Source organism: Streptomyces tubbatahanensis (assembly GCF_022699385.1).
In the GTDB taxonomy this organism is placed as follows: domain Bacteria; phylum Actinomycetota; class Actinomycetes; order Streptomycetales; family Streptomycetaceae; genus Streptomyces; species Streptomyces diacarni.
Map to the genome: position 1 here is coordinate 3393832 of NZ_CP093846.1, position 24983 is coordinate 3418814.

At 72.9% G+C, this 24983-nt stretch carries 22 protein-coding genes; 6 read left to right on the forward strand and 16 right to left on the reverse strand.

The window, feature by feature from the left end:
- Positions 1–4: 4 nt before the first annotated feature.
- Entirely contained in the window at positions 5–1174 is a 1170-nt protein-coding gene (locus tag MMF93_RS14465; RefSeq protein WP_242751691.1) for an acyl-CoA dehydrogenase, read from the reverse strand.
- Entirely contained in the window at positions 1174–2439 is a 1266-nt protein-coding gene (locus tag MMF93_RS14470; RefSeq protein ID WP_242751692.1) for an amidohydrolase family protein, read from the reverse strand. Before MMF93_RS14470 ends, MMF93_RS14465 begins: the two co-directional genes overlap by 1 nt.
- A gap of 140 nt (positions 2440–2579) precedes the next feature.
- Between MMF93_RS14470 and MMF93_RS14475 the strand changes: the two genes are divergently transcribed.
- Positions 2580–4220 carry a class I adenylate-forming enzyme family protein gene (locus MMF93_RS14475; RefSeq protein WP_242751693.1) on the forward strand — a complete coding sequence of 547 codons (1641 nt, stop codon included), beginning with the start codon at positions 2580–2582 and terminating at the stop codon, positions 4218–4220.
- Positions 4221–4356: 136 nt separating this feature from the next.
- Here the strand turns inward: MMF93_RS14475 and MMF93_RS14480 are convergent, their stop codons facing one another.
- On the reverse strand, positions 4357–4737 hold the full coding sequence (locus tag MMF93_RS14480; protein WP_181856434.1) for an STAS domain-containing protein: 381 nt from the start codon (positions 4735–4737) through the stop codon (positions 4357–4359).
- 401 nt (positions 4738–5138) lie between these two features.
- Here MMF93_RS14480 and MMF93_RS14485 point away from each other — a divergent pair, with 401 nt between their 5' ends.
- Together MMF93_RS14485 and MMF93_RS14490 are read left to right on the forward strand one after the other, a co-directional pair.
- On the forward strand, positions 5139–5711 hold the full coding sequence (locus MMF93_RS14485) for an RNA polymerase sigma factor (protein WP_242751694.1): 573 nt from the start codon (positions 5139–5141) through the stop codon (positions 5709–5711).
- Positions 5708–7279: a zf-HC2 domain-containing protein gene (locus tag MMF93_RS14490; RefSeq protein WP_242751695.1), complete on the forward strand. Its 1572-nt coding sequence runs from the start codon at positions 5708–5710 to the stop codon at positions 7277–7279. The genes MMF93_RS14485 and MMF93_RS14490 overlap by 4 nt, the downstream gene beginning before the upstream one ends.
- Before the next feature lie 27 nt (positions 7280–7306).
- On the opposite strand, the gene purU is transcribed toward MMF93_RS14490, so the two are convergent.
- From purU to MMF93_RS14510, 4 genes are all read right to left on the reverse strand, one after another.
- Positions 7307–8215: a formyltetrahydrofolate deformylase gene (gene purU / locus MMF93_RS14495; protein WP_242751696.1), complete on the reverse strand. Its 909-nt coding sequence runs from the start codon at positions 8213–8215 to the stop codon at positions 7307–7309.
- Between the two features lie 136 nt (positions 8216–8351).
- Entirely contained in the window at positions 8352–8789 is a 438-nt protein-coding gene (locus MMF93_RS14500; RefSeq protein WP_423835423.1) for an SCO4402 family protein, read from the reverse strand.
- Between the two features lie 150 nt (positions 8790–8939).
- Positions 8940–11426 (reverse strand): hypothetical protein, encoded by a 2487-nt coding sequence (locus tag MMF93_RS14505; RefSeq protein ID WP_242751698.1) that lies wholly within the window; start codon positions 11424–11426, stop codon positions 8940–8942.
- A 166-nt stretch (positions 11427–11592) separates the two neighbouring features.
- Positions 11593–12987: an NsdA family TPR-like regulatory protein gene (locus MMF93_RS14510; RefSeq protein WP_242751699.1), complete on the reverse strand. Its 1395-nt coding sequence runs from the start codon at positions 12985–12987 to the stop codon at positions 11593–11595.
- 348 nt (positions 12988–13335) lie between these two features.
- On the opposite strand from MMF93_RS14510, the gene MMF93_RS14515 reads away from it, so the two are divergent.
- Positions 13336–14049: a bifunctional DNA primase/polymerase gene (locus tag MMF93_RS14515; protein WP_423835424.1), complete on the forward strand. Its 714-nt coding sequence runs from the start codon at positions 13336–13338 to the stop codon at positions 14047–14049.
- A 689-nt stretch (positions 14050–14738) separates the two neighbouring features.
- Here the strand turns inward: MMF93_RS14515 and MMF93_RS14520 are convergent.
- Both MMF93_RS14520 and MMF93_RS14525 read right to left on the reverse strand, forming a co-directional pair.
- Positions 14739–15650 carry an alpha/beta fold hydrolase gene (locus MMF93_RS14520; RefSeq protein WP_242751700.1) on the reverse strand — a complete coding sequence of 304 codons (912 nt, stop codon included), beginning with the start codon at positions 15648–15650 and terminating at the stop codon, positions 14739–14741.
- Between the two features lie 422 nt (positions 15651–16072).
- Positions 16073–16768 carry an iron-dependent transcriptional repressor DtxR gene (locus MMF93_RS14525; RefSeq protein WP_242751701.1) on the reverse strand — a complete coding sequence of 232 codons (696 nt, stop codon included), beginning with the start codon at positions 16766–16768 and terminating at the stop codon, positions 16073–16075.
- Positions 16769–16967: 199 nt separating this feature from the next.
- Between MMF93_RS14525 and MMF93_RS14530 the strand changes: the two genes are divergently transcribed.
- Entirely contained in the window at positions 16968–17807 is an 840-nt protein-coding gene (locus MMF93_RS14530; RefSeq protein ID WP_242751702.1) for an SIS domain-containing protein, read from the forward strand.
- A 123-nt stretch (positions 17808–17930) separates the two neighbouring features.
- On the opposite strand, the gene MMF93_RS14535 is transcribed toward MMF93_RS14530, so the two are convergent.
- Together MMF93_RS14535 and pdxH are read right to left on the reverse strand one after the other, a co-directional pair.
- A complete protein-coding gene (locus MMF93_RS14535) occupies positions 17931–19517 on the reverse strand; it encodes a PAS domain-containing protein (RefSeq protein WP_423835425.1) in 1587 nt (528 codons plus the stop codon).
- Positions 19518–20054: 537 nt separating this feature from the next.
- Positions 20055–20702: a pyridoxamine 5'-phosphate oxidase gene (gene pdxH / locus MMF93_RS14540; RefSeq protein WP_242757568.1), complete on the reverse strand. Its 648-nt coding sequence runs from the start codon at positions 20700–20702 to the stop codon at positions 20055–20057.
- Positions 20703–21218: 516 nt separating this feature from the next.
- Here pdxH and MMF93_RS14545 point away from each other — a divergent pair.
- A complete protein-coding gene (locus MMF93_RS14545; RefSeq protein ID WP_242751704.1) occupies positions 21219–22310 on the forward strand; it encodes a citrate synthase 2 in 1092 nt (363 codons plus the stop codon).
- A gap of 141 nt (positions 22311–22451) precedes the next feature.
- Here MMF93_RS14545 and MMF93_RS14550 read toward each other — a convergent pair whose 3' ends face one another.
- From MMF93_RS14550 to MMF93_RS14570, 5 genes are all read right to left on the reverse strand, one after another.
- The gene (locus MMF93_RS14550; protein ID WP_242751705.1) at positions 22452–23135 is read right to left on the reverse strand and encodes a DUF4232 domain-containing protein; all 684 of its coding nucleotides are present in this window, start codon (positions 23133–23135) and stop codon (positions 22452–22454) included.
- Positions 23136–23303: 168 nt separating this feature from the next.
- A complete protein-coding gene (locus MMF93_RS14555) occupies positions 23304–23489 on the reverse strand; it encodes a DUF397 domain-containing protein (protein WP_242751706.1) in 186 nt (61 codons plus the stop codon).
- A complete protein-coding gene (locus tag MMF93_RS14560) occupies positions 23486–23695 on the reverse strand; it encodes a DUF397 domain-containing protein (protein WP_242751707.1) in 210 nt (69 codons plus the stop codon). The genes MMF93_RS14555 and MMF93_RS14560 overlap by 4 nt, the downstream gene beginning before the upstream one ends.
- A gap of 48 nt (positions 23696–23743) precedes the next feature.
- Entirely contained in the window at positions 23744–23953 is a 210-nt protein-coding gene (locus tag MMF93_RS14565; RefSeq protein WP_242751708.1) for a DUF397 domain-containing protein, read from the reverse strand.
- Entirely contained in the window at positions 23950–24834 is an 885-nt protein-coding gene (locus tag MMF93_RS14570; RefSeq protein WP_242751709.1) for a helix-turn-helix domain-containing protein, read from the reverse strand. The genes MMF93_RS14565 and MMF93_RS14570 overlap by 4 nt, the downstream gene beginning before the upstream one ends.
- Positions 24835–24983 lie beyond the last annotated feature (149 nt).

Below are 24983 nucleotides of genomic sequence, written 5' to 3' on the forward strand. Positions count from 1 at the left end.
GGCGTCACCGTGCCTTCGGCAGGCCGAGGACGCGCTCGGCCAGGATCGTGTGCTGGATCTGGGAGGTGCCGGCGGCGATGGTGTACGAGAGGGAGGAGAGCCGCTCACGGGTCCACTCCTGTGCCAGGTCGAGCGTGTCGGGACCCAGGACCGCGGCCGCCACCTCGTACAGCTCCTGGCGGGCGTGGGAGTAGCGCAGCTTGAAGAGGGAGCCGTTCTCTGCGGGTACACCCGTGCCACCGTTGCGCAGCCTGTGTGCGGCCTCGCTGACGTTCCACTGGATGAGCCGCCACAGAGCGGTGAACTCGGCGTTGAGCCGGCCGAGCCCGCGGCGGAGTACGGCGTCGTCCCAGCGGCCCGTCTTCCTGGCGTGCTGCGCGAGCAGCCGCAGCGTACGGCGGCAGGCGACGACCTCGCCGACGAAGGCGGTGCCCCTCTCGAAGGAGAGGGTCACCATGGTGACGCGCCAGCCGTCGTTCTCGTCACCCACCCGGTGGGTGACGGGCACCCGCACCTCGTCGAGGAACACCTCGGCGAACTCTGTGGAGCCTGCCAGCGTGCGCAGCGGCCTGACGGTGACGCCGGGCGCGTCCATGGGCAGGGCGAGCCAGGTGAGGCCCCGGTGGCGTGGCGCGTCGGGGTCGGTGCGGACGAGCAGTTCGCACCAGTCGGCGACCTCGGCGTGCGAGGTCCATATCTTGGAGCCGGTGACGACGTAGTGGTCGCCGTCGCGCACGGCGCGGGTCCGCAGCGAGGCCAGGTCCGAGCCCGCGTCCGGCTCCGAGAAGCCCTGGCACCACACCTGGTCGCCGCGCAGGATCGGGGGAAGCCAGCGGGCGCGTTGTTCTGCGGTGCCCTCGGCGGCGATGGTGGGGCCCGCGTGGAGCAGCCCGACGAATCCCGCCCCGACGTAGGGGGCTCCGGCCGCCTCCGTCTCCTCCAGGAAGATCAGGTGCTGGGCGGGGGTCGCGCCCTGGCCGCCCGCGTCCCTGGGCCAGTGCAGGCCCGCGTATCCGGCGCCGTGGAGCCGGCGTTGCCAGTCCATGTCGTAGGCGCGTCGTGCGGGCCAGTCCAGCGGGTCGGGGCGGGGCGGCAGTGTGGGCAGTTCGCGGGCCAGCCAGGTGCGCAGGCGAGCCCGGAACTCCTCCTCCTCGGGCGTGCAGGTCAGGTCCATCAGACGCGGTCACTGTCGCGGACGCTGCCGCCGTCGCGGGCGCCGTCGCGGGCGCTGCCGCTCCCGTTGCGGTTGTCGTCGAGGTCGAGGTCGAGCATGCGGATGGCGTTGCCGCGCATGAGTTTGTGGATGGTGGTCTGGTCGAGTCCGGCGACGTGTTCGAGGGCGACCTGTTTGGTGTGGGGGAAGGTGGAGTCGACGTGGGGGTAGTCGGTCTCGAAGGTGGCGTTGTCGCGGCCGACGGTGTCCAGGGCGGTGACGCCGTGTTTGTCGCGGAAGAAGCAGCAGTAGATCTGCCGGTAGTAGTAGGTCGAGGGAGGCTCGGGGATCAGGTCCCGGACGCCGCCCCAGGCGCGGTGTTCCTCCCACACGTCGTCGGCGCGTTCCAGCGCGTAGGGGATCCAGCCCATCTGGCCCTCGCTGTAGGCGAGTTTCAGCCGGGGGTACTTGACCAGGACGCCGCTGAAGAGGAAGTCCATCATCGAGGCCATGGCGTTGTTGAAGGACAGGGACGCCTGCACGGCCGGGGGTGCGTCGGGGGAGGCGGCGGGCATCTGCGAGGAGGAGCCGATGTGCATGTTGACGACCGTGCCGGTCTCCTCGCAGGCGGCGAAGAAGGGGTCCCAGTAGCCGGTGTGGATGCTGGGCAGCCCGAGGTGGGTGGGGATCTCGCTGAAGGTCACGGCCCGTACCCCGCGCGCGGCGTTGCGGTGGATCTCGGCCACGGCCAGGTCGATGTCCCACAGCGGGATCAGACACAGCGGGATGAGCCGGCCCCCGCTGTCGCCGCACCACTCCTCGACCATCCAGTCGTTGTAGGCCCGCACGCACGCCAGAGCGACGTCCTTGTCGTGGGCCTCGGCGAAGGTCTGGCCGCAGAAGCGGGGGAAGGTCGGGAAGCACAGGGAGGCCTCGACGTGGTTGAGGTCCATGTCCGCCAGCCGCGCGGCCGGATCCCAGCAGCCGCGCCGCATCTGCTCGCGGGTGATGCCCTCCAACGTCATCTCGTCCCGGTCGAAGCCGACAGCCGCGATCACCCGCTTGTAGGGGAAGAACAATCCCTCGTACTCCCACCAGTCCGTCAGCTGCCCCTCCGGGTCCGTGGTGAACCGGTACTTGCCGCCCACGTACTCCAGTTCGCCGATCCCGGCCGTCAGGGGCTTGGGCCCCGCCTCCCGGTACTTGCCCGGCAGCCACGTCTCGAACAGATGCGCCGGCTCGATCACGTGGTCATCGACACTCACGATCCGCGGAAGTTCCGTCACTGGTGTACCCCCTCGCCATACCGCACTATCTGATGGGCCGTCAGAAAGAGGCTAGACCCGCCCCCTCTGGACCGACAAGGCGTCGCCCTCTACGCTTCCCCAAAAACTGACGGCCCGTCAGCAAAAGGGGAGGAGGCGGCATGTCCGCTGTCGCACGCGAACCCGGAGCCTCGGCCCGCGAACCAGGCACCGCACACCCGCCCGCGAACGACGCGCCAGGGGCGAGCGACGCGCACGCGCTCGGTACCGCCCGGACCCTGTGGGAGCTTCTCGTCCGCCGGGCGGAGCTCACCCCCGAGGCGCCCGTACTGATCCAGGCCGCCGACGACCCGTCCGACGACCGCACCGTCACGTTCGGCCTGCTGCGCCGCCACGCCGAGCGCACCGCTGCCGGGCTGTACGAGAAGGGTGTACGCCCCGGGCACACCGTCGCCTGGCAGTTGCCCACCCGTATCGAGACGGTCGTGCTCTCCCTGGCACTCGCCAGGATCGGCGCACGCCAGACACCGGTCATCCCCGTGTACGGGGAGCGGGAGGTGGCTCTCGCCCTGCGCGCGACGGGCGCCGCCTGGTACGTCCACCCCGGCACCTGGCGCGGCACCGACTACCGGTCCCTCGCCGACCGCATCGGCGCGCAGCACGGCCTGACACCGCGCACCCTGACCGCCTACGACACCCTGCCCGACGGCGATCCGACGCGCCTGCCGGAACCGCCCGACGACGGCACACGGGTGCGGTGGATCTACTGGACGTCCGGCACCACCTCGGAGCCGCGCGGTGTCCGCCACACCGACCACAGCCTCATCGCGGGCGGCTCGTGCCTGGCGCACGCGCTGCGGCTGCGCCCCGACGACGTCGGCTCCATCGCCTTCCCCTACGCGCACATCGGCGGCCCCGACTACCTGGTGATGCTCCTGCTGTACGGGTTTCCCGCCGTGCTGTTCGAGAGGTTCGCGCTGCCGGACGCGCTGGCCGGATACCGACGGCACGGGGTGACCACGGCGGGCGGCTCGACGGCCTTCTACGCCATGTTCCTCGCCGAACAGCGCAAGCAGCCCGGCCAGAAGCTCATCCCGAGCCTGCGGCTGCTCGCGGGGGGCGGGGCCGCCAAGCCGGCCGAGCTGTACCACGAGGTGGTGACCGAGCTGGGGTGCCTGCTCACCCACGGCTACGGCATGACCGAAGCCCCCATGATCACCATGGGGGCGCCCGACGACACCCCCACCCACCTGGCCACCACGGAGGGCCGCCCGCCCGCCGCCATGGACATCCGGATCACCACCCCGGACGGCACACCGCTGCCACCCGGCAGCGAGGGCGAGGTGCGGCTGCGCGGCGAGGCCGTCTGCCAGGGATATCTGGACGCGGCACAGACCGCCGAGACCTTCGACGCCGACGGCTACCTGATCACGGGCGACCTGGGGCGCGTACTGGAGAGCGGGCACCTGGTCCTCACCGGGCGCACCAAGGACATCATCATCCGCAAGGGAGAGAACATCTCGGCCAAAGAGGTCGAGCAGCTGATCTACGAGCACCCCGCCGTCGCCGACGCCGCGGTGATCGGGCTGCCCGACGCGGAACGCGGGGAGCGGGTGTGCGCCGTGGTCGAACAGCCACCCGGCGCGCCGCCCCTCACCCTCGCCGAGCTGACCACCTGCCTGCGCGAGCGCGGACTGGCCACCTACAAGCTGCCCGAACAGCTCGAGATCCTGGAAGCCCTGCCGCGCAACGAGGCACTGCGCAAAGTGCTCAAGTACCGGCTACGGGAACGGTTCGCCTGACAGAGCAGGAGCGACCAGAGGGCCGGAACGGCTGGCGGGGCCGGCGGGGCCGGCGGGGCCGGCGGGGCCGGAACGAGTCTCACGTGGAGAGAGCGCGCAGCGGACAACGGATGGCGCAGCCGGCTGCCGGCGGGTGCTACGCGGTGAGGGGGCCCGTGGCGGCGCGGGCGTCGGTGGCCGCCTCCAGATCCGGGTAGCAGTCGAAGAGGCGGCGCACGCCCAGCGCGGAGAGCACCCGGTTCACATGGGAGCCCTCCTCGGCGCCCCGTGCGGGCAGGATCAGCCGCAGGCGGCCGGCGCAGGAGCGCATCAGCCGTCGGGAAGCGATCAGCACGCCCACTCCGCTGGAGTCGCAGAAGAGGACGTCGGACAGGTCCAGCACGAGACTCCTGCGTCCCTCGGCCACGGCGTCGTGCACGTGCTGCCGCACCGCGGGCGAGGTGACCAGGTCCAGCTCACCTGAGACCCGGAGCACGGCCCACGCGCCGCGCTCCTCCTCCAGCACCTTCAACGACACTCCCCGCAACCCCTTCGTCGATCGCCTACAGCAGTCGGCTGCCCTGCGCGCCCCCTCCAAAACTGGTCCCAGGGAACGACCCTATGCCGTCCTGAGGTATTACCCCGGGAAACCTGCGGGAACTTGTGGTCACGCCCCCATAACTCTCGGCAGCGCGCGTATCTTCCTTCTCTCTACCCCCGTTCGCCCCGGCCGTGCACCTGCCGTACGTGACGGAAACCGCACTGTCCGCGACGGTCCAGGGGAGCGCGTTGCGGCAAAGGGGCGTGCGCTGTCAGTGGCTCGCACTACATTCGAGGGGTTGACGGGCATCACACGAGTGGAAGCGGAAGCGGAACCGCCGAGCGCGGCGGCACCGCGCCGCAGGGAGCGGAAGGCGACGCCGAGAGCTGGGGGGCAGCATGGCGCACGACACAGCACCGCGTTGGGACCGGAAGATGCAGCAGCGCCTGGAGCGCGGCGAGGCGGCGGCGCTCGGCGAGCTGTACGACCGCTTCGCCTCGCTCGTCCACAGCCTCGCCCACCGCGTGCTGGACGATGACGAGGCCTCCGACCACGCCACCCGCGACGTCTTCGCCTACATCTGGCAGAACCCGCACTCCTTCGACCCCCGCGAGGGCCCCATGCGCTCATGGATCGCCGCGCTCACCCAGCGCACGGCGACGAGCAGGCTGCGCCGCCTCCAGCGCAGCGACGGACCCTGCTCGCCCGAGGAGGCCGAACGGATCGAGGAGCAGGTACGGGCCGCCGCGACCGCCGCCCGCGCCGACTACATCGTCACCTCCATGCCCTCCTCGCTGCGCGCCGCCTTGGAGCTCGCCTACTTCCAGCGGCGCGACTACCGGCAGGCGGCCGACACCCTCGGCGTCACCGAGGACGAGGCCAGGCGGCGTCTGCGGCTGGGTCTCCAGCTCCTCTCCTCCGCCGTGACCCGGCCCGCCATGGCGCCGCCGGGTCCGAGGGGCCGACCATGAGCGGCCCCTCCGGCCCCTCCGGCCCCGACGGCCAGGGGCCGCCGCGCGCCCCGCACGGCACCCGCGAGTCCGCCGCACCCGGCCTGTCCGAGGAGCCGGAAGTGAGCGCGGATCCCGAGGGGGCTGATGTGCCCGGGGGGACCGAGAGGTCCGAGGAGCGCGGGACGGCTTCCGAGGCGCATCGCGTACCGCGCCAGGCCGACGCGTCCGACCTCTCGCCCCACTGCGACCCGCCCCCGCCCGAGGTGCCGCGCCAGGCCGACGCGTCCGACGCCCCCGACGTCTCCCCTCGCGCGGAGGCGCACGGGGCCTCCCGTCGGCCGGACGCGCCGTCCGGGCGCCCGCGCCCCGGCCCACCTCGCGCATCGGAGCCGCTCGACCACACGGTGCTCAAGTCACTGCTCGGCGCCTGGGCCCTGGCGGCCTGCTCGGCCGAGGAGACCGCCGCCGTCGAGGCGCACCTGACCGACTGCGCGCCCTGCGCCGACGAAGCGCTGCGGCTGCGCGACGCCGTCGGTCTGCTGCACTCCGAGGACAGCCTCGACCTGGACCCGGAGCTGCGCGCCCAGGTTCTCGAAGGCTGCCTCGAGAGCCGTCCCGCCCGCATTCCGCTGCCCGTCTGGGCGGCGCCCTTCGACGCGGAGACCGCCCGTCTCGACGCGCTGCTGCGGGACATGGCCGCGGACGAGTGGCGCGCGCCGGTGCGGCTGCGCTGGTTCGACGGGCGCCGGGAGACGGACCGGGAGACCACGGTCGCCGGCATACTCGGCCATCTGCTCGCGGTGGACGGCCTGGTCGCGGCCGGCCTCGGCCTGCCCGACCCGCTGCCCGACGGAGCGCTGCGCGTCGAACACGACGCGGGCCCGCAGGCGCGTACGGAGCTCTACTGGGCGCTCGATCGTGCCGCCCCGCACACGCCGGCCGCGCGGAGGCCGTGGCGGGAGCAGAGCCACGCCATGATCCGGGACGTCTCCTTCCTCACCGCCGCCGAGGCGGAAGGCCCCGAAGCCGCCGGCGGTGCGGCCGATACGGCAGGAGCAGCGGGCACAGCGGAGGCAGCGGATACGGGTGCGCGTACGCGGCTCGTGTCCTACGGCGGCTTCTCCCTGCCGCTGCCCGACGCGTTCCTCGACCGGGCCTTCGAGTGCTGGAAGCACGCCCAGGACATCGCCGAAGCGGTGGACTACCCCTACGGGCCGCCCGTCGCCGCCCATCTGACGCCGCTGGTCGACCTGGCCGCGCGCCAGCTGCCCGGAGCCCTCGCCGCACGCCGCCGGGCCGGGCTCGCTCCGCCACCGCGCGGGCTCGCCCCGGCCGGCGCTCCGGGCCGTACGCTCCACCTGGAGGTCGAGGGGGACGGTGGTGGCGACTGGTATCTGCCGCTCGACTCCCCAGGGGCACGCGCGGGGCCGGAGGAGACGGTCGCCCACGTCGCCCTGGACTCCCTGGAGTTCTGCCAGCTCGCCGCGGGGCACGTACCGCCGCTGGAGGCTGCCGCCGGGCAGGACGGCGACCGGGACGCCATCCGTGACGTGCTCTTCGCCGCCGCGTCCCTCTCCCGCATGTGAGCGCCCGTCGGAGCGAGGGCGAACGGGTCAGGCGAAGACGACGGTGCGGTGGCCGTTGAGCAGGACGCGGTGCTCGCTGTGCCATTTGACGGCGCGGGCGAGGGCCTGGCACTCGACGTCGCGGCCGACGGCGACGAGCTGTTCCGGGGTGACGTCGTGGCCGACCCGCTCCACCTCCTGCTCGATGATGGGGCCCTCGTCGAGGTCGGCCGTCACGTAGTGCGCGGTGGCGCCGATCAGCTTGACGCCGCGCGCGTGTGCCTGGTGGTACGGCTTGGCGCCCTTGAAGCTCGGCAGGAAGGAGTGGTGGATGTTGATGATCCGCCCCGACAGCTCCTTGCAGAGGGTGTCGGACAGCACCTGCATGTAGCGGGCGAGCACCACGAGTTCGACGCGCTCCTGCTCGACGATCTCCAGCAGCCGCTGCTCGGCGTCCTGCTTGGTGGCCTTCGTCACCGGGATGTGGTGGAAGGTGAGGCCGTAGGAGTCGACGAGTTCGGCGAAGTCGGTGTGGTTGGAGACGACGGCCACGATCTCGACGGGGAGCGCGCCGATGCGGGAGCGGAAGAGCAGGTCGTTGAGGCAGTGCCCGAACTTGCTGACCATCAGCAGGACGCGCATCCTCTCCTCGGCGCGGTGGATCTGCCAGTCCATGCGGAAGGAGTCGCCGACCGCGGAGAAGCTGGCCCGCAGCTTGTCCACCGTGGTGGTGCCGGTGAAGTGGACGCGCATGAAGAAGAGCCCGGTGTCGCGGTCCCCGAACTGCTGGGAGTCCTCGATGTTGCAGCCGGTCATGAACAGGTAGCTGGAGACAGCGTGCACGATGCCCGTGTTGTCGGGGCACGAGAGGGTGAGAACGAACTGACCCGGCTGCCCGCTTTCGCGGCGTTCTTCCGGGTTGCCGGTCTCGTCGGGAACGGGGTGCGACTGGCTCATGGCCTCAAGACTGGCACATCGCGGCGGATGCCCCGGCACACCGCCCACGGCGCGAACCCTCCGTCCACCGTAACGGTCACACCGTCCGCAGCGCGCTCACCCCACCCGTGGCGGGCTCACACCGTCCGTGCCGCGCTCACACCGTCCGCAGCATGATCGCCAGTACTTCGAGGGAACGCGGCGGCTCGTCCGGGTCGTCACCGTCGGCGGTGGCGAGCCTCACATGGGCCTCGCGCGCCGCCCGCACCGCGTCCGGCCAGCCCTGGTGCTCCAGGTACGAGGCCACGGGGGCGTCGGCGCCCACCTGGTGCATGATGCGCAGCACCCGCAGGACGGCCGCGTCGACGAGCTCGGCCTCCTGGTCGTCACGGAAGATCGTCCCGACGTACTTCTCCGCCGACCAGTTGTCCAGCCAGGTGTCCTCGACGAGGCGGTAGACGGCGTCCGTCACGTCACCGTATCCGGGGCGGCCCGCCAGCCAGCACTCCTGCTGGAACGTCTGGTCGGAGAGCATGTGCAGCGCCGAGCGCACGTTGCTGCGCCAGCGCCACCAGGGCACGTCGTTGACAGGCATACCGCCTATGGTGGTGGAACGACGGCCACGTCGGGAAGACTTCGTGGTAGCTGCTTGCTGCATGGTCACCGACCCTACGTTCCGCGCACACCGGCCACAGCGCGGGCCCTGGCCTGACGGGCGACGGCCCTCGGGCCCCTCGCGGTGGCCTCACAGCTGGCCGAACTGGCGCTCCTTGAGCCCGTACTTCTTCGCCGTCGGATTCCACAGCCCCGCCGCCTTCTTCTTGGCCGTGGTCGCGGTGCCGCTCGCGGTGTTGCCCTGGGCGGTCTGCTTGGTCGGCTTGGCCTTGCCCTTGTGGCAGCCCTTCTTGCCGCCCGCCTGGTCCGCCCAGGCCGCGTAGTGGTTGTCCGCGGAAGCCGAGGACTTCCACGCGCTCTTGAGCGCGGCGGTCAGCTGACCGCTGTCGGGGATCTCGTCCGTCTTCAGCTCCCCGAGGCGCCGTACCAGCCCGGTGCGCTGCTTGGCCGCCGCACGCAGGTCCTTGGCGGCCTTGTCCAGGGCCTTGCACTGCTTGATGTTCTCCACGGAACGGATGACGCTGGCGCGGCTGTTGTTGCTGTTCGCCAGCAGCGCGTCCAGCTTCTTCGCCTGCGCCTCGGCCGGGTCCGGAGCCGTGGAGGACTCCTCCCCCGCCGGTGCGCTGGAGGCCTGCGGCTTGTCGTCACCGCCGCCGCCCCCGCCGCCCGCGAGGAGCAGACCGCCGACCACCAGGCCGATCACCGCGACACCCGCGAGACCACCGGCGATCAGCACGCCCGACGGCACCCGGCGCCGGCTGCGGTCGCCGCCCCGCCGGGCCGCGGCGCGGCCGCCCTGCGGCTGCTGCTCCGCACCGGGCTGCGGGTAGCCGTAACCGCTCCGCTGACCGCCCCCCGGCTGCTGCGGGTAGCCGTAGCCACCGCGCGGACCGGATCCCGGCTGCGGATAGCCGTAACCGCCCCGCGGGCCGGATCCTGGCTGCGGATAGCCGTAACCGCTCCGCGGGCCGGATCCTGGCTGCGGGTAGCCGTAGCCGCCGCGCGGCGGGGCCTGCTGCTCGGAGGCGGGGTCGAAGAGCGGGAGGTTCTGGGTCGAGCCCGGCTCGTCGTCGCCCGCACCGCGCGGCCCCGCGCCGGGCCCGGACGTCGAGGCGGACTGCCCCGGTTCGGCCCTGAAGAGGCTCTCGAACTCCGGCAGCGGGCGCCGCTCACCTGAGCCGGACGGGCCGGACGGGCCGCCGCCCGCCGGTGGCTCGGGGGCCGGCATCATCTGGGTCGCCTCGCCGCCACCGGGCACGGGCGCGATGAACTGGGTCGCCTCGCTGTCCGGACCGCCCACCGGGCCCGCGGGCTGCGGCGGAAGGAGCTGCGTGCCGTCCTCGGATCCGGTGGGCGCCGCAACGTGCCCCTGCGGGTCCCCCGCAGGGAAGGGCGGAAAGAGCTGCGTGGCCTCGCTGTCCGGGCCCGCTACCGGTCGCTGCGGCGCGGGCGGGAACTCCGGATGGTTCCCCGCCTGCGCGGGCAGCTGCGGCGCCTGGCCTGTCTGCGGCAGCGCGTGCCGCCCGCGGGAGGCGGGAGGTTCTGGCGGAAGGGGGCCTGGACCTGGCACGGGCGCGCCGGCCGGCCCGGCGTACGGCGCCCCACCGGGCTGCGGCACGCCTCCGGCCTGCGGCTGTCCCGGGCCGCCCGGTGCGGGCGGGAAGGCATCCGGAGCGGGTGGGCCTCCCGGTGCGGGCGGGTAGCCGCCCGGGGCGCCCGGTTGCGGCAGGGGCCCGGCACCGCCGGCCGGCTGCTGCCCGAACGCCGTCGCGCCGGGCTGCTGCCCGGGAACGGGGGCGTGCGGGGCGCCGGGCGGCTGTGCGTACCCCCCGTGTCCGTGCGGTGCGCCCGGGCCCGAAGGCCCGGTGGGAGGGGGCTGCGGCATCGCGCCGGCATCCGCGCCCTGGGCGGGCGGCACCGAGGGAGGGTGCGGCGGACGGGCAGGCGTGCCCTCGGGCGGCAGCGGCTGCGCCACACCGGCGCCGCCGTAGGTGCCGCCGGCCGGCGGCACCGCGCCGCCGCCGTACGAGCCCGCGTCCGCCGGGCCGCCACCGTAGGCCGTACCGCCGGAGCCGCCGCCGTAGGCCGCGTCAGCGGAGCCGCCGCCGTAGGCCGCGTCAGCGGAGCCGCCGCCGTAGGCCGCGTCGCCGTGGGCGTCGTAGGAGTACGCGCCCGGACCGCCACCGTAAGAGCTGTCGTCGGGGCCGCCGGCGTAAGCGTCAGGGCCGCCGCCGTAGCCGCCGTAGGAGCCCGCGTCGGGACCGCCGCCGTAGGCGCCCCCACCGCTCGGGAGGGCACCAGCGCCCGCGGCGTGGGCGCCCGCCTCCAGCTGCCCCGCGCCCGGGTCGGCCTCGCCGCCGGACGGGCCCCAGTAGCCGGGGCTGTGCGGGGAGGGAGAGGCGGGAGCGGAGTCGGGGCCCCAGGGCTGGCCCCACGGCTGGCCGGTCGGGGGGCTCACCCGGTCACGCTCGGCCTGTGCCTCGCGCTGCTGCTGAGGAGTCCACGGTTCACCGTTGGCGGGCAGCACGACACCCTCGTACGGGGTCGTGGAAGCGGGCAGCGGGTCACCGGCAGAGCCGGAAGTCCCGTCCTGTCCGCGTCCGTTGTGCGTTGTCACCGAGGCTCCTCGTTCGCATGCCGACGGAATCGTCGGCTCACGCTACCGGTTACCCCGAAGGGGGGACCACGCACCCAGATGTGCGGACACCCTTCCTTCCCCTCATATCCGGGTCAATACCCCTAAAGAGCCTCATAGCGCGCATGCCGCCACAGGCGCTCGGGGCTCAGACGGCGGCCCGTGCGTGCTCCAGCCGGTCGGCGAACTCCCGCACGACGGCCTCCCGTGCGAACGGCTCCAGGCGCTGCCGGAAGTCGTCCAGATACTCCGCGCCCCGGTCCGAGCGCAGCCCGGCGAGCAACTGTGCCGCCTGCGTGCCCGTGTGGCAGGCGCGTTCGACCTCCCGCTGCTGGAGTTGCGCGTCCGCCAGCAGGAACAGACCGATGGCGCGCCGCCTGGCCCGGCCCTCCGGGTGCGCCGCGACGGCTTCCTCGGCCCGCGCCGCCGCGCTCCGCGCCTGGCCGAGATCGCGGTGGCAGTGGGCGAGTTCGTCCGCGAGGTAGGCGCGGTCGAAGTGGCCGATCCAGGGCGGGTCGTCCCCCGCACCCTTCGCCGCGTCGGCCGCGTCCATGGCGCTCAGCGCGAGGTTCACCGCGCTCTGGCAGGCGCGCTCATCCCCCATCAGCGCGTGCCCCCTGGCCTCCGCCGCGTGGAACATCGCCTCCACACGCGGGGTGACGCGCCCGCGCGCCCCCTCCTGCGCCGCGCGCGCCAGCTGCGCGATCTCCCGCGGGTTGCCCAGGGAGGCGGCCAGATGGCTCATGCTCGCGGCGAGCACATAGCCGCCGTACGCCCGGTCCCCCGCCGCCTGCGCGAGCCGGAGCGACTGGATGTAGTAGCGCTGCGCCAGACCGTGCTGCCCGGTGTCCACGGCCATGTAGCCCGCCAGTTCGGTCAGCCGCGCGACGGCGGCGAACAGCGACCTGCCGACCGACTCCCGGTACGAACCCGCCAGCAGGCCCGACACCACGCTGTTGAGGTAGTGCACCACCACGGGCCTGATGTGGCCGCTGCCGTAGCGGTGGTCGAGTTGGGAGAGCGCCTCGGTCATGGACGTCACGGCCGCCACGTCCACAGCGCCCACCCGCGGCCCCGAGGCGCGGGCGACCTGGTGGTCGGGCTGGGTGATCAGCCAGTCCCTGCTGGGCTCGACCAGCGCCGAGGCGGCCACCGTCGAACCGCTCAGGAAGTCCCGGCGCCCCACGTCGCTGCGCCACAGTTCACACGCCTGCTCGACCGCGCCGACCACCGTCGGCGCGAACTGGAGGCCCACACCCGAGGCCAGGTTCTTGCCGTTGGCCATCCCGATCTCGTCGATCGTCACCGTGCGGCCCAACTTGCGGCCGAGCGCCTCGGCGATGATGCCAGGTGCACGCCCGCGCGGCTGCTGGCCGCGCAGCCAGCGCGCCACGGACGTCTTGTCGTACCGCAGATCCAGACCGTGCTCCGCGCCGCACATGTTGACCCTGCGGGCGAGCCCCGCGTTCGAGCACGCGGCCTCCTGGATGAGCGCCTGCAGCCGTTCGTTGGGCTGCCTCGCGACGAGCGGCCTGGCGGCCATACGGTCCCCCTCCATCGTGAAGGCCTGCCTGCTCCCGTACTTGCTCAGCTGCGCCGCCGGCACCTGCTCAGCTGTCGCCCCGCTGGTGACGCATATGCCACGAGCCCGTGACTACCCGGCGAAACGCTGCCAACCGGCACTCTCTCGACACAACGCGCCACAGAGGGTCTACCCAGCCAAGACCGCTCTTTCGTGCACGCGCCCCCACAGATGCCCCCATGCGCTGCCCCGAGCGCGGACTGCCCCGCCCACGCCCCCGCCACCAGGACCAGGCCACCCCGGCCCCCACCGTGCGCCTCGGCACGCCCCGTTCTGCCCCCGTAACCCCCGACCGGACCAAAAGTTGTGATGGTCGTGGAAGAGACCCGCACACGCACCCCAGCAGCGACCACGCACGCGCGCATCCCCGGCCAGCGGACCGCACCGCCCGCCGCGTCCCCCCTCGAACACGCCCTGCGCTACACCCGGGAGCGCGCCTGGGACGTCTTCCCCGGCACCTGGCTGGAGACGGTGCACGGCGTACCGCGCTGCTCGTGCGCCGACCCCGCCTGCCCCGCGCCCGGAGCCCACCCCGCGCGCCCCCGCTGGACGGACGAGACCACGGGAAGCGCCACCACCGCCCGCCACCTGTGGACGACCGCACCCCGCGCCGCCGTCCTGCTGCCGACCGGACGGGCCTTCGACGCCCTGGAAGTCTCCGAAGCCGCCGGCTGCCTCGCCCTCGCCCGACTGGAACGCATGGCAGCGCCCCTCGGCCCCGTCACCAGCTCACCCGACGCACGCATGACGTTCTTCGTCCTGCCCGGCGTCGCCGCCACCGTGCCGCACACGCTTCGCCGCCTGGGCTGGTCACCCACCGGGCTGGACCTGCGGGCCAAAGGAGAGGGCGACTGGGTGGCCGCCCCACCCACGCGCCTGGGGGCGCACGGCCCCGTCCAGTGGGCGCGCGAACCCAACGCGGCCAACCGCTGGCTGCCCGGCGCCGACGACTTGGTGCCCACGCTGGCCTACGCCTGCGCCAGCGAAGCCGTCGACCGCACCTTGGCGGTCGACGGCACCTGACTTCTCCCCCGCGGGGGGCGCCCCCACCGGGGGGAGCGCCCCACTGGGGGGAGCCCCCCACCAGGCGGAGCGCCCCCGCCGCGACGGCGCCCCTGCCGGGGCCGCCCCCTCCCCCGACTCACGCCCGCCCGGGGACTTCACCGACTGACTTCCCCGCCGCGCCCTGGCCCGCGTCGGCAGGCCACACCCCGGACCGCGCCGGCAGGCCACACCCTGGACCGCGCCGGCAGGCCGCTCCCCCACCGCCGGGCGGCACACCCGCACCGTGAACCCACCGACCGGCCACCGCCCCCGCCAACGGGCCACCCCGCCAACGGCCAGGCCGCCGTCAGGCCGCCCCCGCTCGGCGGGCCGCCCCGACGCACGTCCCCTCCGCACTCCGGCCCGCACCGGCAGGCCGCCCCCGGCCCGCACCAGCAGGCCACACCGCCACCGCCGGGCGGCAAACCCGCACCCTGGCCCCGCCCGAACCGGCCACGACCCCGCCGACGCGCCAACCCCTGCCGGGAGCTTTACCGACTCACGTCCCCACCGCACCCCGGCCCGCACCGGCAGGCCACCCCGCCAACGGCCAGGCCGTCGCCCCCGCTCGGCGGGGCACCCCGCCGAGCCAGGCCACATCGCCGCCAAGCCCCGCCGGCAGGCGCACGGCAGGCGCCCGGCGTGGTGAGGGGGGTGGGTGGGAGAGGTCAGGGTTTTGAGGGGAGGGCGGCTTGGAGGAAGGGTTCGACCACCCGGCGCCACTCCTCCGGCTGGTCGTAGTGGATGAGGTGGCCCGCCTCCGTCACCTCGGCGTAGATCCCGCGCGGCAGCACCCGCACCATCTCCTGGGCCTCGGCTCTGCCCAGCTCTCCGTCCAGGCCCCGTACGACGAGGGTCGGGCAGCGCACCTGGGCGAGCTCGTCCCAGTGCGCGTCGTGGATCCACGTCTCGCGCACCCGCATCATCACGCCGGGGGAGAAGACCGGCCGCCAGCCGTCCTCCCCCTCCGCCATCACCTCGGCGAAGTAGGCGCCGCGGGCGGGCCGGGAGCGCTCCAGTGTCGGATCGTCCTCGCCGAACCACTTGCGGACGTCGGCGAGCGTGGCGAACGGCACGGGCCAGGAGTCGAACCAGTGCTGCCATTCGTGCTGGGACTGCTCGCCGAGCGCGGAGGCCCGCATGTCGCTGATGACCAGCGCCTGCACCAGGTCGGGCCGCTTGGCTGCGAGTTGCCAGGCGGTCAGTGCGCCCATGGCGTGGCCGACGAGCGCGACGGGGCCCAGGGCGAGCTGTTCGAGAACGGCCTCGGCGTCGGCGACGTAGGCCTCACGGTCGTAGCGGGCGTCTTCGGGTTTGTCGCTGCGGCCGTGGCCGCGCTGGTCCAGGGCGACGGGGCGGTAGCGGTCCGCGAGCCAGCGGGCGGTGCCCACCCAGTGGGAGGCGCGGCCCATCAGGCCGTGCAGTAACAGCACGCCGGGTGTCGCGCGGGCGCCCCGCGCCGGGGTCGAGGACCCGGCGGGGCTGGGCCTGGCTTCCGGGCCCGTCTTGGGCGGGTCCGCGAATTCCCAGGCGGCCAAGCGGACTGCGTCCGCTCCCGTCACGTCGATCCGTCGCACCATGCGTGTGAGACCCCCACTCCTGTGACCGCCGTCTCAGCCTATCGAACCTTTATTCGAACAGCCGGTGATCACGGCGAACACCCCACCTTCGAGTGACACGGGCGCGGGGTTGTCCGCCGTTCCCCGGGGGAGACAGGAACCGGGAGGGCGGCAGACCCTGAGAGCTCGGGGCTCCGGGTCGCCGTGGGGGGACATGGGGAGGCGGGGCTCCGGCGGCCGAAGGCGCTGGGGCCCCGCCTGCTCGGTGGAGATGCCGTGGTCGGCGTGCGCCGCATCGGTGGCTCCCTTCCGCCCGAGGGGGCTCGGCGCCGTTGTGTTCCGGCAACTCTGGTACGCCGACCAGCGTTTGGGAAGACAGCCGCCTTCTCCCTTTCCTCCCCTTCGTCTCGCGGGGCTTCGTTCCGCCGCCCCGCGGGGGGCGCTCAGCGTTTGGCGACGAAGACGTGCGCCGCCACGTCGTCCCCCAGCTCCGCCACCTCGCCGCTGCTGCCCACCTGGACACCCCCTGCCGCGCCGGCGCTGACGCTGACGACGGCGCCGGGCTGCACCCCTGCCCGCCGCAGCGTGTACATGAGCTGGGCGTCCATCTGGATGGGCTCGCCGATCCGGCGGACGACGACCGTCTTGCCGTCCGCGTCGGCGTCGAGGTCGTTGAGGTTGACGAGCCCGTGGTCGAGGAAGGGGTCGACGTCGCCCTTCTCGCCGAGTTCGGCGAGGCCGGGGATCGGGTTGCCGTAGGGCGACTCGGTGGGGTGGCGCAGCAGGTCGAGCACGCGGCGTTCGACGGCCTCGCTCATGACGTGTTCCCAGCGACAGGCCTCGGCGTGGACCTGTTCCCATTCCAGGCCGATGACGTCGACGAGGAGGCATTCGGCGAGCCGGTGTTTGCGCATGACGCGGGTGGCCAGCCGCCGGCCCTCCTCCGTCAGCTCGAGGTGGCGGTCCCCGGCGACCGTGACGAGTCCGTCCCGTTCCATACGGGCGACGGTCTGGCTGACCGTGGGCCCGCTCTGGTCGAGGCGCTCCGCGATGCGGGCACGCATCGGGACCACACCCTCCTCCTCGAGTTCCAGGATGGTGCGGAGATACATCTCCGTGGTGTCGATGAGTCCTGACATGCGTAGCCCCTAGTCAGCTTGTGCGGTGGCCCTGCTAGCAATTCTGACGCATCCCGCTGACAACCGTCCCGCGGAAGGGCGGAGACGGTATTGACAGCCGGCGCCGACCAGTTGACAGAAGCAGGTCCAGACCTCAACGTGATCGCCGTACTACGGAACGGGATCGATCAACGAGCGGCGAGGGGCGAGGGGCGACGCGATGGGTGACGGCGGCGGGGCGGGTGCGGAGGCGGGAACTGCGGCGGACACGGAGACGGGAACGGGCACGGGAAAAGGCACGGGAACAGGCGCGGGGGCGACGCTCGCCGGGGATTTCCTGGACGCGGCCATCGCGCTGTTGTCCGAGGTCAGGGACGGTGAGGCGGGGAACGTCCGCGCCGCGGGCGCGCTGCTCGCGCGCACGGTTGCCGAAGGTGGCCGGATCTTCGCTTTCGGTGCGGGGCACTCGTCCTTGCCGGCGCAGGACACCGTCTACCGGGCGGGCGGCCTGGCGGTGATGAATCTGCTCAACGTTCCGGGCGCGGTGGGGGTCGACGTGCGGCCCGCCACGCTCGGCAGCGCGCTGGAGCGGGTCTCGGGGCTCGCGGCGGCGGCGCTGGACTCCAGCCCGGCGCGCGCGGGTGACGTGCTGATCGTGATCTCCCTCTCGGGCCGCAACGCGCTGCCCGTGGAGCTGGCGATGAACGCGCGGGCGCTGGGGCTGAAGGTCGTCGGCGTGACGTCGGTGGCGTACGCGCGCGAGACGCGGTCGCGGCACAGCACGGGCACGTTCCTCAAGGACCACTGCGACCTCGTCGTCGACAGCCGTATCGCCCTGGGGGACGCGGAGCTGACCGCCGAGGGCGTGGAGGCGCCGTTCGCTCCGGCGTCCACGGTGGTCACGAGCGCGCTGATGCAGGCGATCGTCGCGGAGGCGACGGGTGAGCTGGTGCGCCGGGGTGTCGAGCCGCCGATGCTGCGCTCGGGGAACGTGGACGGCGGGCACGACTGGAACGCCCGCGTGATGGACGAGTACGCGGACCGGATCTTCTACCGCTGACACCTGCCGTCCACCAGCGATACGGGCCGTCCACCCGTGACATCGGCCTTCCACCCCCGACATCGGCCTTCCACCGCTGACACCGACGCCACAGGCACCACAGGCACCACAGGCGCCACAGGCTCAGTGCCGGTACCCGTGGTCGGCTCCCCGTCTGTCCAGTACGCCCGCCAGGTCGACCGCCGCCGCGACGAGCGCGGCGGTCTGCTCGGCGTAGTCGGCGTCCTCCCGGTCGAAGGGGCGGCGGCCCGCCTCCCGCAGGAAGGTGACGACGCCGAGGGAGCGGCCCCGGCAGCGCAGCACCGTGCACAGGCCGTGCACGGTCCCGGCGGGCCAGCTGCGGGCGCGCGCCCACTCGCCCGCCTCGTGCGCGGCGGTGGCGTTCGTGCCGCCGCTGGCGCGGACCGAGGTGCAGCGCTGGTAGGCCTGGAGCGCGGGGTGCCCTTCGGTGTAGGCGACGGGGATGCCGCTGGGCGCGTTCGCCTCGATGTACGGTGCACGGCCGCGGTCGGCGACGGGGGTGGAGGCGGCCCGCACGAGTCGGGTGTCGCTGGGCGGCAGCGCGTCCAGCGAGGCGTCCAGCGTCGGGGAGGGCTCGGGGCCCGGGTCGGCGGCGAGGTCGAGCAGCGCGCGGTCGGCGAATCCGGCGAGGGCGAACTCCAGGTGGAGGCGTGCGGCCTCCATGGGGTCGGGGCACTCGGCGGCGGCCCGTGCCGCGCGGTGCAGCTGGCTGTCGCGGAAGCGGAGCCGCGCCGCGTCCCGCTCGGCGCGCTTGTGCGCGGTGACGTCCTGGAAGAGCCAGGCCACGCCGAGCGGTACGGGCTCTTCGGCGAGGGGGGAGGCGAGCCGCAGGAAGCCGCTGCGCCAGCAGCGGCGCCGGGACTCGGCCCCGCCTTCCGCACCGGGGCCGAGGGCGCGCCCGGCGCCCCGGGGGCCCGCGTCGGGCCCGTCGGTGAGGGGGGCGCGCAGCGTCACCCAGATCTCGGCGGGGGCCGGTGGTGAGCCCTCTCCGAGGACGTGCTGGAGGGCGCCTTCGAGCTCTTCCATGCCCTGGTCGAGCAGTTCGCCCAGGGGGCGTCCGAGCATGGCGGCGCGTGCGGGGGCGCGGAAGGCGCGCGCGGCGTGTGCGTTGGCGACGGTGGGGCGCAGGTCGGCGTCGACGAGGACGACGCCCCAGGAGGCGTCCTCCAGCAGCGCCTCGCTCAGCGCGATGGAGCGTTCGAGGTCGATCTGGGCGTGCACCTCGCTGAACGCGCAGTAGACGCCCTTGGCGCGGCCGTCGGCCCCGGTGACGCCGGAGGACTGGATGCGCACGAGCACGCGTCCGCCGTCCTTGGTGAGCAGCGCGAACTCGTGGAGGTGGCGGCCGGGCGAGCGCATCGCACCCAGCAGCTGGCTCTCGATGTCCTCGGCGTCGGCCGCGCGCACCGCCCACCCCGCGAGCCCTTGGCGGCCGACGGCCTCCTCCTGGGACCAGCCGAGCATGCGTTCGGCCTCGCGGTTCCAGTGGGTGATCACTCCGTCGGCGTCGAAGGCGCACAGGGCGGCGTCCATGCCGTCCAGGAGCGCCGCGAGCAGGAGTTCGTCGTCGGGTCCGCCGTCGTCGCCGTCCGAGGACGACGCGGAGTGTGTCTCGGATCGAGCGGCCACCTCGGCACCCCCCCTAGATGCTCTGCCGTCGCGGACAGCGACGGAGTGTTCACGGATCATTCAACTCGAACGTGACGCAGAGCACAGTGAGTTCCCGTAAATCGTTGTCGCCCCGAAACTCATCCGCGCGGGCGAGGCCGGTGGCGGGCCGGGCCGTCCGGTGCGCGGCGCCCGGTCCTGAGCCGGGCTCCGGACCGGAATCCCCGAAAATCCGTCCCGAAAATCGTTTGCCGGTGTTCCGGGGCGGTGCCTACGGTGTGGAGCACACAGGAAAGGAGGTGATCCGGCTGATGATCAATCACCGGACGTGTGAGGTGGCTGCGGCCTAAGGCCGACGCCACTGCGTGACGCCGGCTCGCCGGCCAATCCACAGCAGTCACCCGGCCCGTGGGCTCGTCGGACTCGTCCGACCGACGCCGTTCGCTTCGGCGAAGGGAGTCGCCCACGGGCCGTTCTGCTGCCCTCCTCGTTCCTGGCTCGACTTGTCCGCGCCCAGCGCCGCCCGCCCGCCCCTCAGCGGCAGAGCCGCTCGACGCAGGGGCACAGCCGCTCGACGCAGGGGCACAGTCGCACGGCTCAGGGACACAGCCGCACGGCTCAGGGGCAGAGTCGCTCGATCCGCCAGCCGTCGGCGGGGCCCTCCCCGCCACCGTCCGTACGGCGGCTGTAGCGGAGCCTGTCGTGCAGGCGGTTCTCCCTGCCCTGCCAGAACTCCACCGTCTCGGGGCGCACCCGGTAGCCGCCCCACTGGGCGGGCGCCGGCACGTCCTCGCCCTCCGGGTAGCGCTCCGCGAGGCGGGCGAACATCGCGTCCAGCTCCTCGCGCGAGGCCACCCGGGAGGACTGCTCGCTCGCCCAGGCGCCCAGCTGGGAGCCGTGCGGGCGGGTGCGGAAGTAGGCGGCGGTCTCGTCGCGCCCGGTGCGCTCGGCCGTACCCGAGACGATCACCTGGCGGGCGATGCCGTGCCAGGGGAAGAGCAGGGACACCCACGGGTTGGCGTCCAGTTCGCGGCCCTTGCGGGAGCCGTAGTTGGTGAAGAAGACGAAGCCCCGCTCGTCGTACTTCTTGAGCAGGACGGTGCGGGAGCTGGGCCGGCCGTCCTCGTCGGCGGTCGAGCAGATCATCGCGTTGGGCTCGTGCAGCCCCGCGGCCCGCACCTGTGCGAACCAGTGCGCGAACTGCGCGAAGGGATCGGACGCGAGGTCGCTCTCGTCGAGCCCCGCGTCGCGGTAGTGGGCCCGCATCACCGCGGGGTCCAAGGTCGTGGAGTCGTCATCGGCCCGGCCGGCGGGATGTCCGACGGCGGTGTCAGCGGCTTTGCCGGCGGCGTGGCCGGCAGCGTCATCAGCGTGAGGCACGCCGCCATCTTGCAGCATAGGACCTGGCCGCGGTCCGACAGTCTGCCCGGTGGTCACCCGCTGCACACCTGAGGGCCCCGAATCGGCCCCTGTGCCACTTCTCACCCTCCCCCACGGGGCCGCGAACCGCCAGAATCCTGCGCGGAGAGCTGTGAGGTCCGCACGTCAGGGGCTATGGTTGCCGCTCCGTCCGGCAGGGCGCTTGGGCCACGGGGCCGCGGAGCGTGACCATCCGCCCAGGCGGGCATGACCGAGGGGAGACCCGGTCCGTGAGCCGCGGGACGCGGCAGCGGAACCGCGCGCCGCCCGCACAGCAGACCACGCTGCCCCCGCGCAGCCCATGCCAGCAGGTCGTTCCGCCGCCAGCTGTTCCTGGCGGCGCTCTGAAGAGGGAGCCGCCAGATGTCCGACTTCGTACCCGGGCTCGAGGGGATCGTCGCGTTCGAGACGGAGATCGCCGAACCCGACAAGGAAGGCGGCTCGCTCCGGTACCGGGGCGTGGACATCGAGGACCTCGTCGGGCACACGTCCTTCGGCAACGTGTGGGGGCTGCTGGTCGACGGCGGCTTCAACCCGGGCCTGCCGCCCGCCGAACCGTTCCCCATCCCCGTGCACTCGGGCGACATCCGCGTCGACGTCCAGTCGGCCCTGGCGATGCTCGCGCCCGTGTGGGGCCTCAAACCCCTGCTCGACATCGACACGGCCACCGCGCGGGACAACCTGGCGCGGGCCGCCGTGATGGCCCTCTCCTACGTGGCGCAGTCCGCGCGCGGCCAGGGCCTGCCCATGGTGCCGCAGAAGGAGATCGACAAGGCCGACACCATCGTCGAACGCTTCATGCGCCGCTGGCGCGGCGAGCCCGACCCCAAGCACGTGGCGGCCGTGGACGCCTACTGGACGTCCGCCGCCGAGCACGGCATGAACGCCTCCACCTTCACCGCCCGCGTCATCGCCTCGACCGGCGCCGACGTGGCCGCTGCGCTGTCCGGTGCCGTCGGCGCCATGTCGGGCCCGCTGCACGGCGGCGCGCCCTCCCGCGTCCTCGGCATGATCGAGGAGATCGAACGCACCGGCGACGCGGACGCCTACGTGAAGCGGCAACTCGACCGCGGCGAGCGGCTGATGGGCTTCGGCCACCGCGTCTACCGCGCCGAGGACCCGCGCGCCCGGGTGCTGCGCCGTACGGCCAAGGAGCTGGGCGCCCCGCGGTACGAGGTCGCGCTGGCGCTGGAGAAGGCCGCCCTGGCGGAACTGCGCGCCCGCAGGCCCGACCGGGTCCTGGAGACCAACGTCGAGTTCTGGGCGGCCATCGTCCTCGACTTCGCCGAGGTACCGGCCCACATGTTCACCTCGATGTTCACCTGCGCCCGCACCGCGGGATGGTCGGCGCACATCCTGGAACAGAAGCGGACGGGCCGACTGGTGCGGCCGTCGGCCCGGTACGTGGGGCCGGGCCCCCGCAGCCCCCGCGACGTGGACGGCTACACGAGCTGACCCCGACCCGGGGGTCGGGGTCGGCAACCGGTCGGTACGGCCGCGCCTCGCCCCAAACGACGCCGGCCGCACCCGCGCTGCGTTGCGCTGCGCGTGGTGCGGCCGTGACGGCGGGCGAGAAACGTGGCTGGCTCAGCGGGCTCAGCCGATGCCGATCGGGTTGACGAACGTGCCGGGGCGGGTGGCACCCGACTGGTCGAGGATGGCACCGCCGTACGGCCAGTCGAGGGTGACGTGCGAGGTCTCGTCGGGCGGCGTGACCAGGACCTTGCTCGGAGCGAAGCGCTTGGGGCCCTCCATGCCCTCGGGCACCGGCAGGATGTTCATGGACACCGCGGCCGTGGACTCGCCCGGCTTCAGCGTCATGGTGCTCGGCGTGTCCGAGGAACGCCGCAGGTCCCACGTGTCGCCGGACTCGCTGACCAGCTGCACGCCCGGGAAACCGCGCAGCGTGCAGGTCCGCCCGCCGTCGTTCTCGATCTGGATGCTCGCCACCTGCTGGTAGTCGGCCTCCATGTCCGGACGGCCGCCGTGCGGACCACCCCACTTGAAGTCCAGCTCACCGGTGTGGCAGCGCTTGCTGGCACTGCCCGAGGAGACGTTGATCGCGTCCGTCCGCGACCCCTTCGCGGCCGTCTCCTTCATCTTGACCCCGGACGCCTCCTGCACCTTGTCCTTCCCGCTGTCCTTCTCCGCGGAGTGGGATCCGCCCTTGGAAGCGGAGGAGTCGGAGGACGAGTTGCACGCGGTGGCACCCGCGCCCACCGCGACGACGGCCAGCACGGCAGCGGTGCAACGAACAGCGCGGTTGAGCATGGCGGACATGATCCCTCTTTCCCGGCGCAGGACCCTCGCCCCGCGCTCCCCGTCGTGTGGAGTGCGTTACGAGAGATGTGATGCGGCGCCGACGATCAGAGTTCACGAAACTTTGTCCGCGACCTGTAACAGCGGACGTCGGCCCCGCGTGGTGCGGGGCCGACGCGTAGAGCTTGCTTACGCGGGCCGCCCCGCGAACCCGATGAAGCGCGCCCACTGGGCGGACGGTACGGAGAGGACGGCACCGCGCTGTTCCTTCGAGTCGCGGACGTGCACCGTGTCGGCGGTGTGCGCGATCTCCACGCAGTTGCCGCCCTCCGGGCCGCTGTAGCTGCTCTTGAGCCAGGACAACTCGGTCTTCACTCCGCCGCCGCCAAGCTCGTCAGGAACGAAGCCCACTGAGCGGACGGGACGGAGAGGACGGGACCGCACTGTTTCTTCGAGTCGCGGACGTGGACAGCACCTGCGCGGTGGGCGACCTCCAGGCAGTTGCCGCCACCGGAGCCGCTGTAGCTGCTCTTGAACCAGAACAGCTCGCAGGCTCCGGCTGCCTTCTGCTCGTTCGTCATCGTTCCCCTTCCGACCGGACGAAGACCGCTGACTTCCCTCGGGCCTGCCTACGCGGACTGCTCCGCAAAGGCAACGAAGTCCGCCCAACCGGCGGACGGCACGGAGAGGACAGCACCGCGCTGCACCTTGGAGTCACGGACGTGGACGGCACCGACGGTGTGCGCGACCTCCACGCAGTTGCCACCCTCCGGGCCGCTGTAAGTGCTCTTGTGCCAGGACAGCTCGGGGAGGCGTGCGGCCTCCTGCTCGTTCGTCATCGTTCCCCTGCCAACTGCTGGATGAAGGCGGCTGACTCCTCGATGTTCAGCGCCTGTGATCGCAGCTTGCCATACCGCAGAGCGAACTCGCTTACGCGTGCGGGTTCGCTCACGACATGACCGATGCCCTGAGACTCAAAGTAGCCGTACTGCTGGTGGCTCGACGTTTCCACCATCACCATGCCGCCGTACAGGCCGGGATGGAACCCGGCTCCGAGGGGCATGACCTGAATGGCCACGTTCCGGAGCCTGCTCTGAGTAAGAAGGTGGCAGTACTGCTCCCTCATCGTCTCGCTCCCGACCAACTGTTGGCGAAGCGCAGCCTCCCCGAGCACAAAACAGAAATCAACCAGCGGACTCTTGGTGAGGAGCTTCTGCCTGGTCAGGCGGACATCGACGTTGTTGTCGATGTCGTCCTCGTCGAGCACGGGCACGTGGCCCTCGAACAGGGCGCGCGCATACGCCTCCGTCTGCAACAGTCCGGGGACCAGCAGCGGGTCGTAGTCGAAGCGGCTGACGGCCTCCATTTCCAGCAGCACGAAGTCGCGGAAGAACGGCGGCAGTTTGGCCAGGTCCACATCCTCCTGGAGGGTGGCCAGAACGCCGCCCGCGTTCAGCACCCGCTCGGCCGCCTCCGTGAAGGCGGCCTTCGCCGCGCGGCGGCCCTGTTCGACGGAGGCGACCTGTTCCGGCGAATAGCCGAGGAGTGGGGCGAGGGTCTCCTGGGAGTACCCGGCGGCGATGCGAAACTTCCGCAGCAGCTTGCCGTAGGCGACCCACACGCCGGGGCGGTCGTCCTCGCGTTTGCGCTGGTGGGCTACGTCCACCGTACGCGGTGAGGGGACGGCGCGGCCGTCCTTCCTCCGGTTGGCAACGGTCATACGCTCTCACGTCCTTGTGCGCCCGCAACGGGTCTCCGCGTCAACGCCGTTCGCCGTGCGGTGGTCACGGCGTACGGCCCGTACATCCCCGCGCAGAAGACGTACGCCGCCGTACCCGTCGCCGGGGCACGCGCTTGCGACCTGGTGAA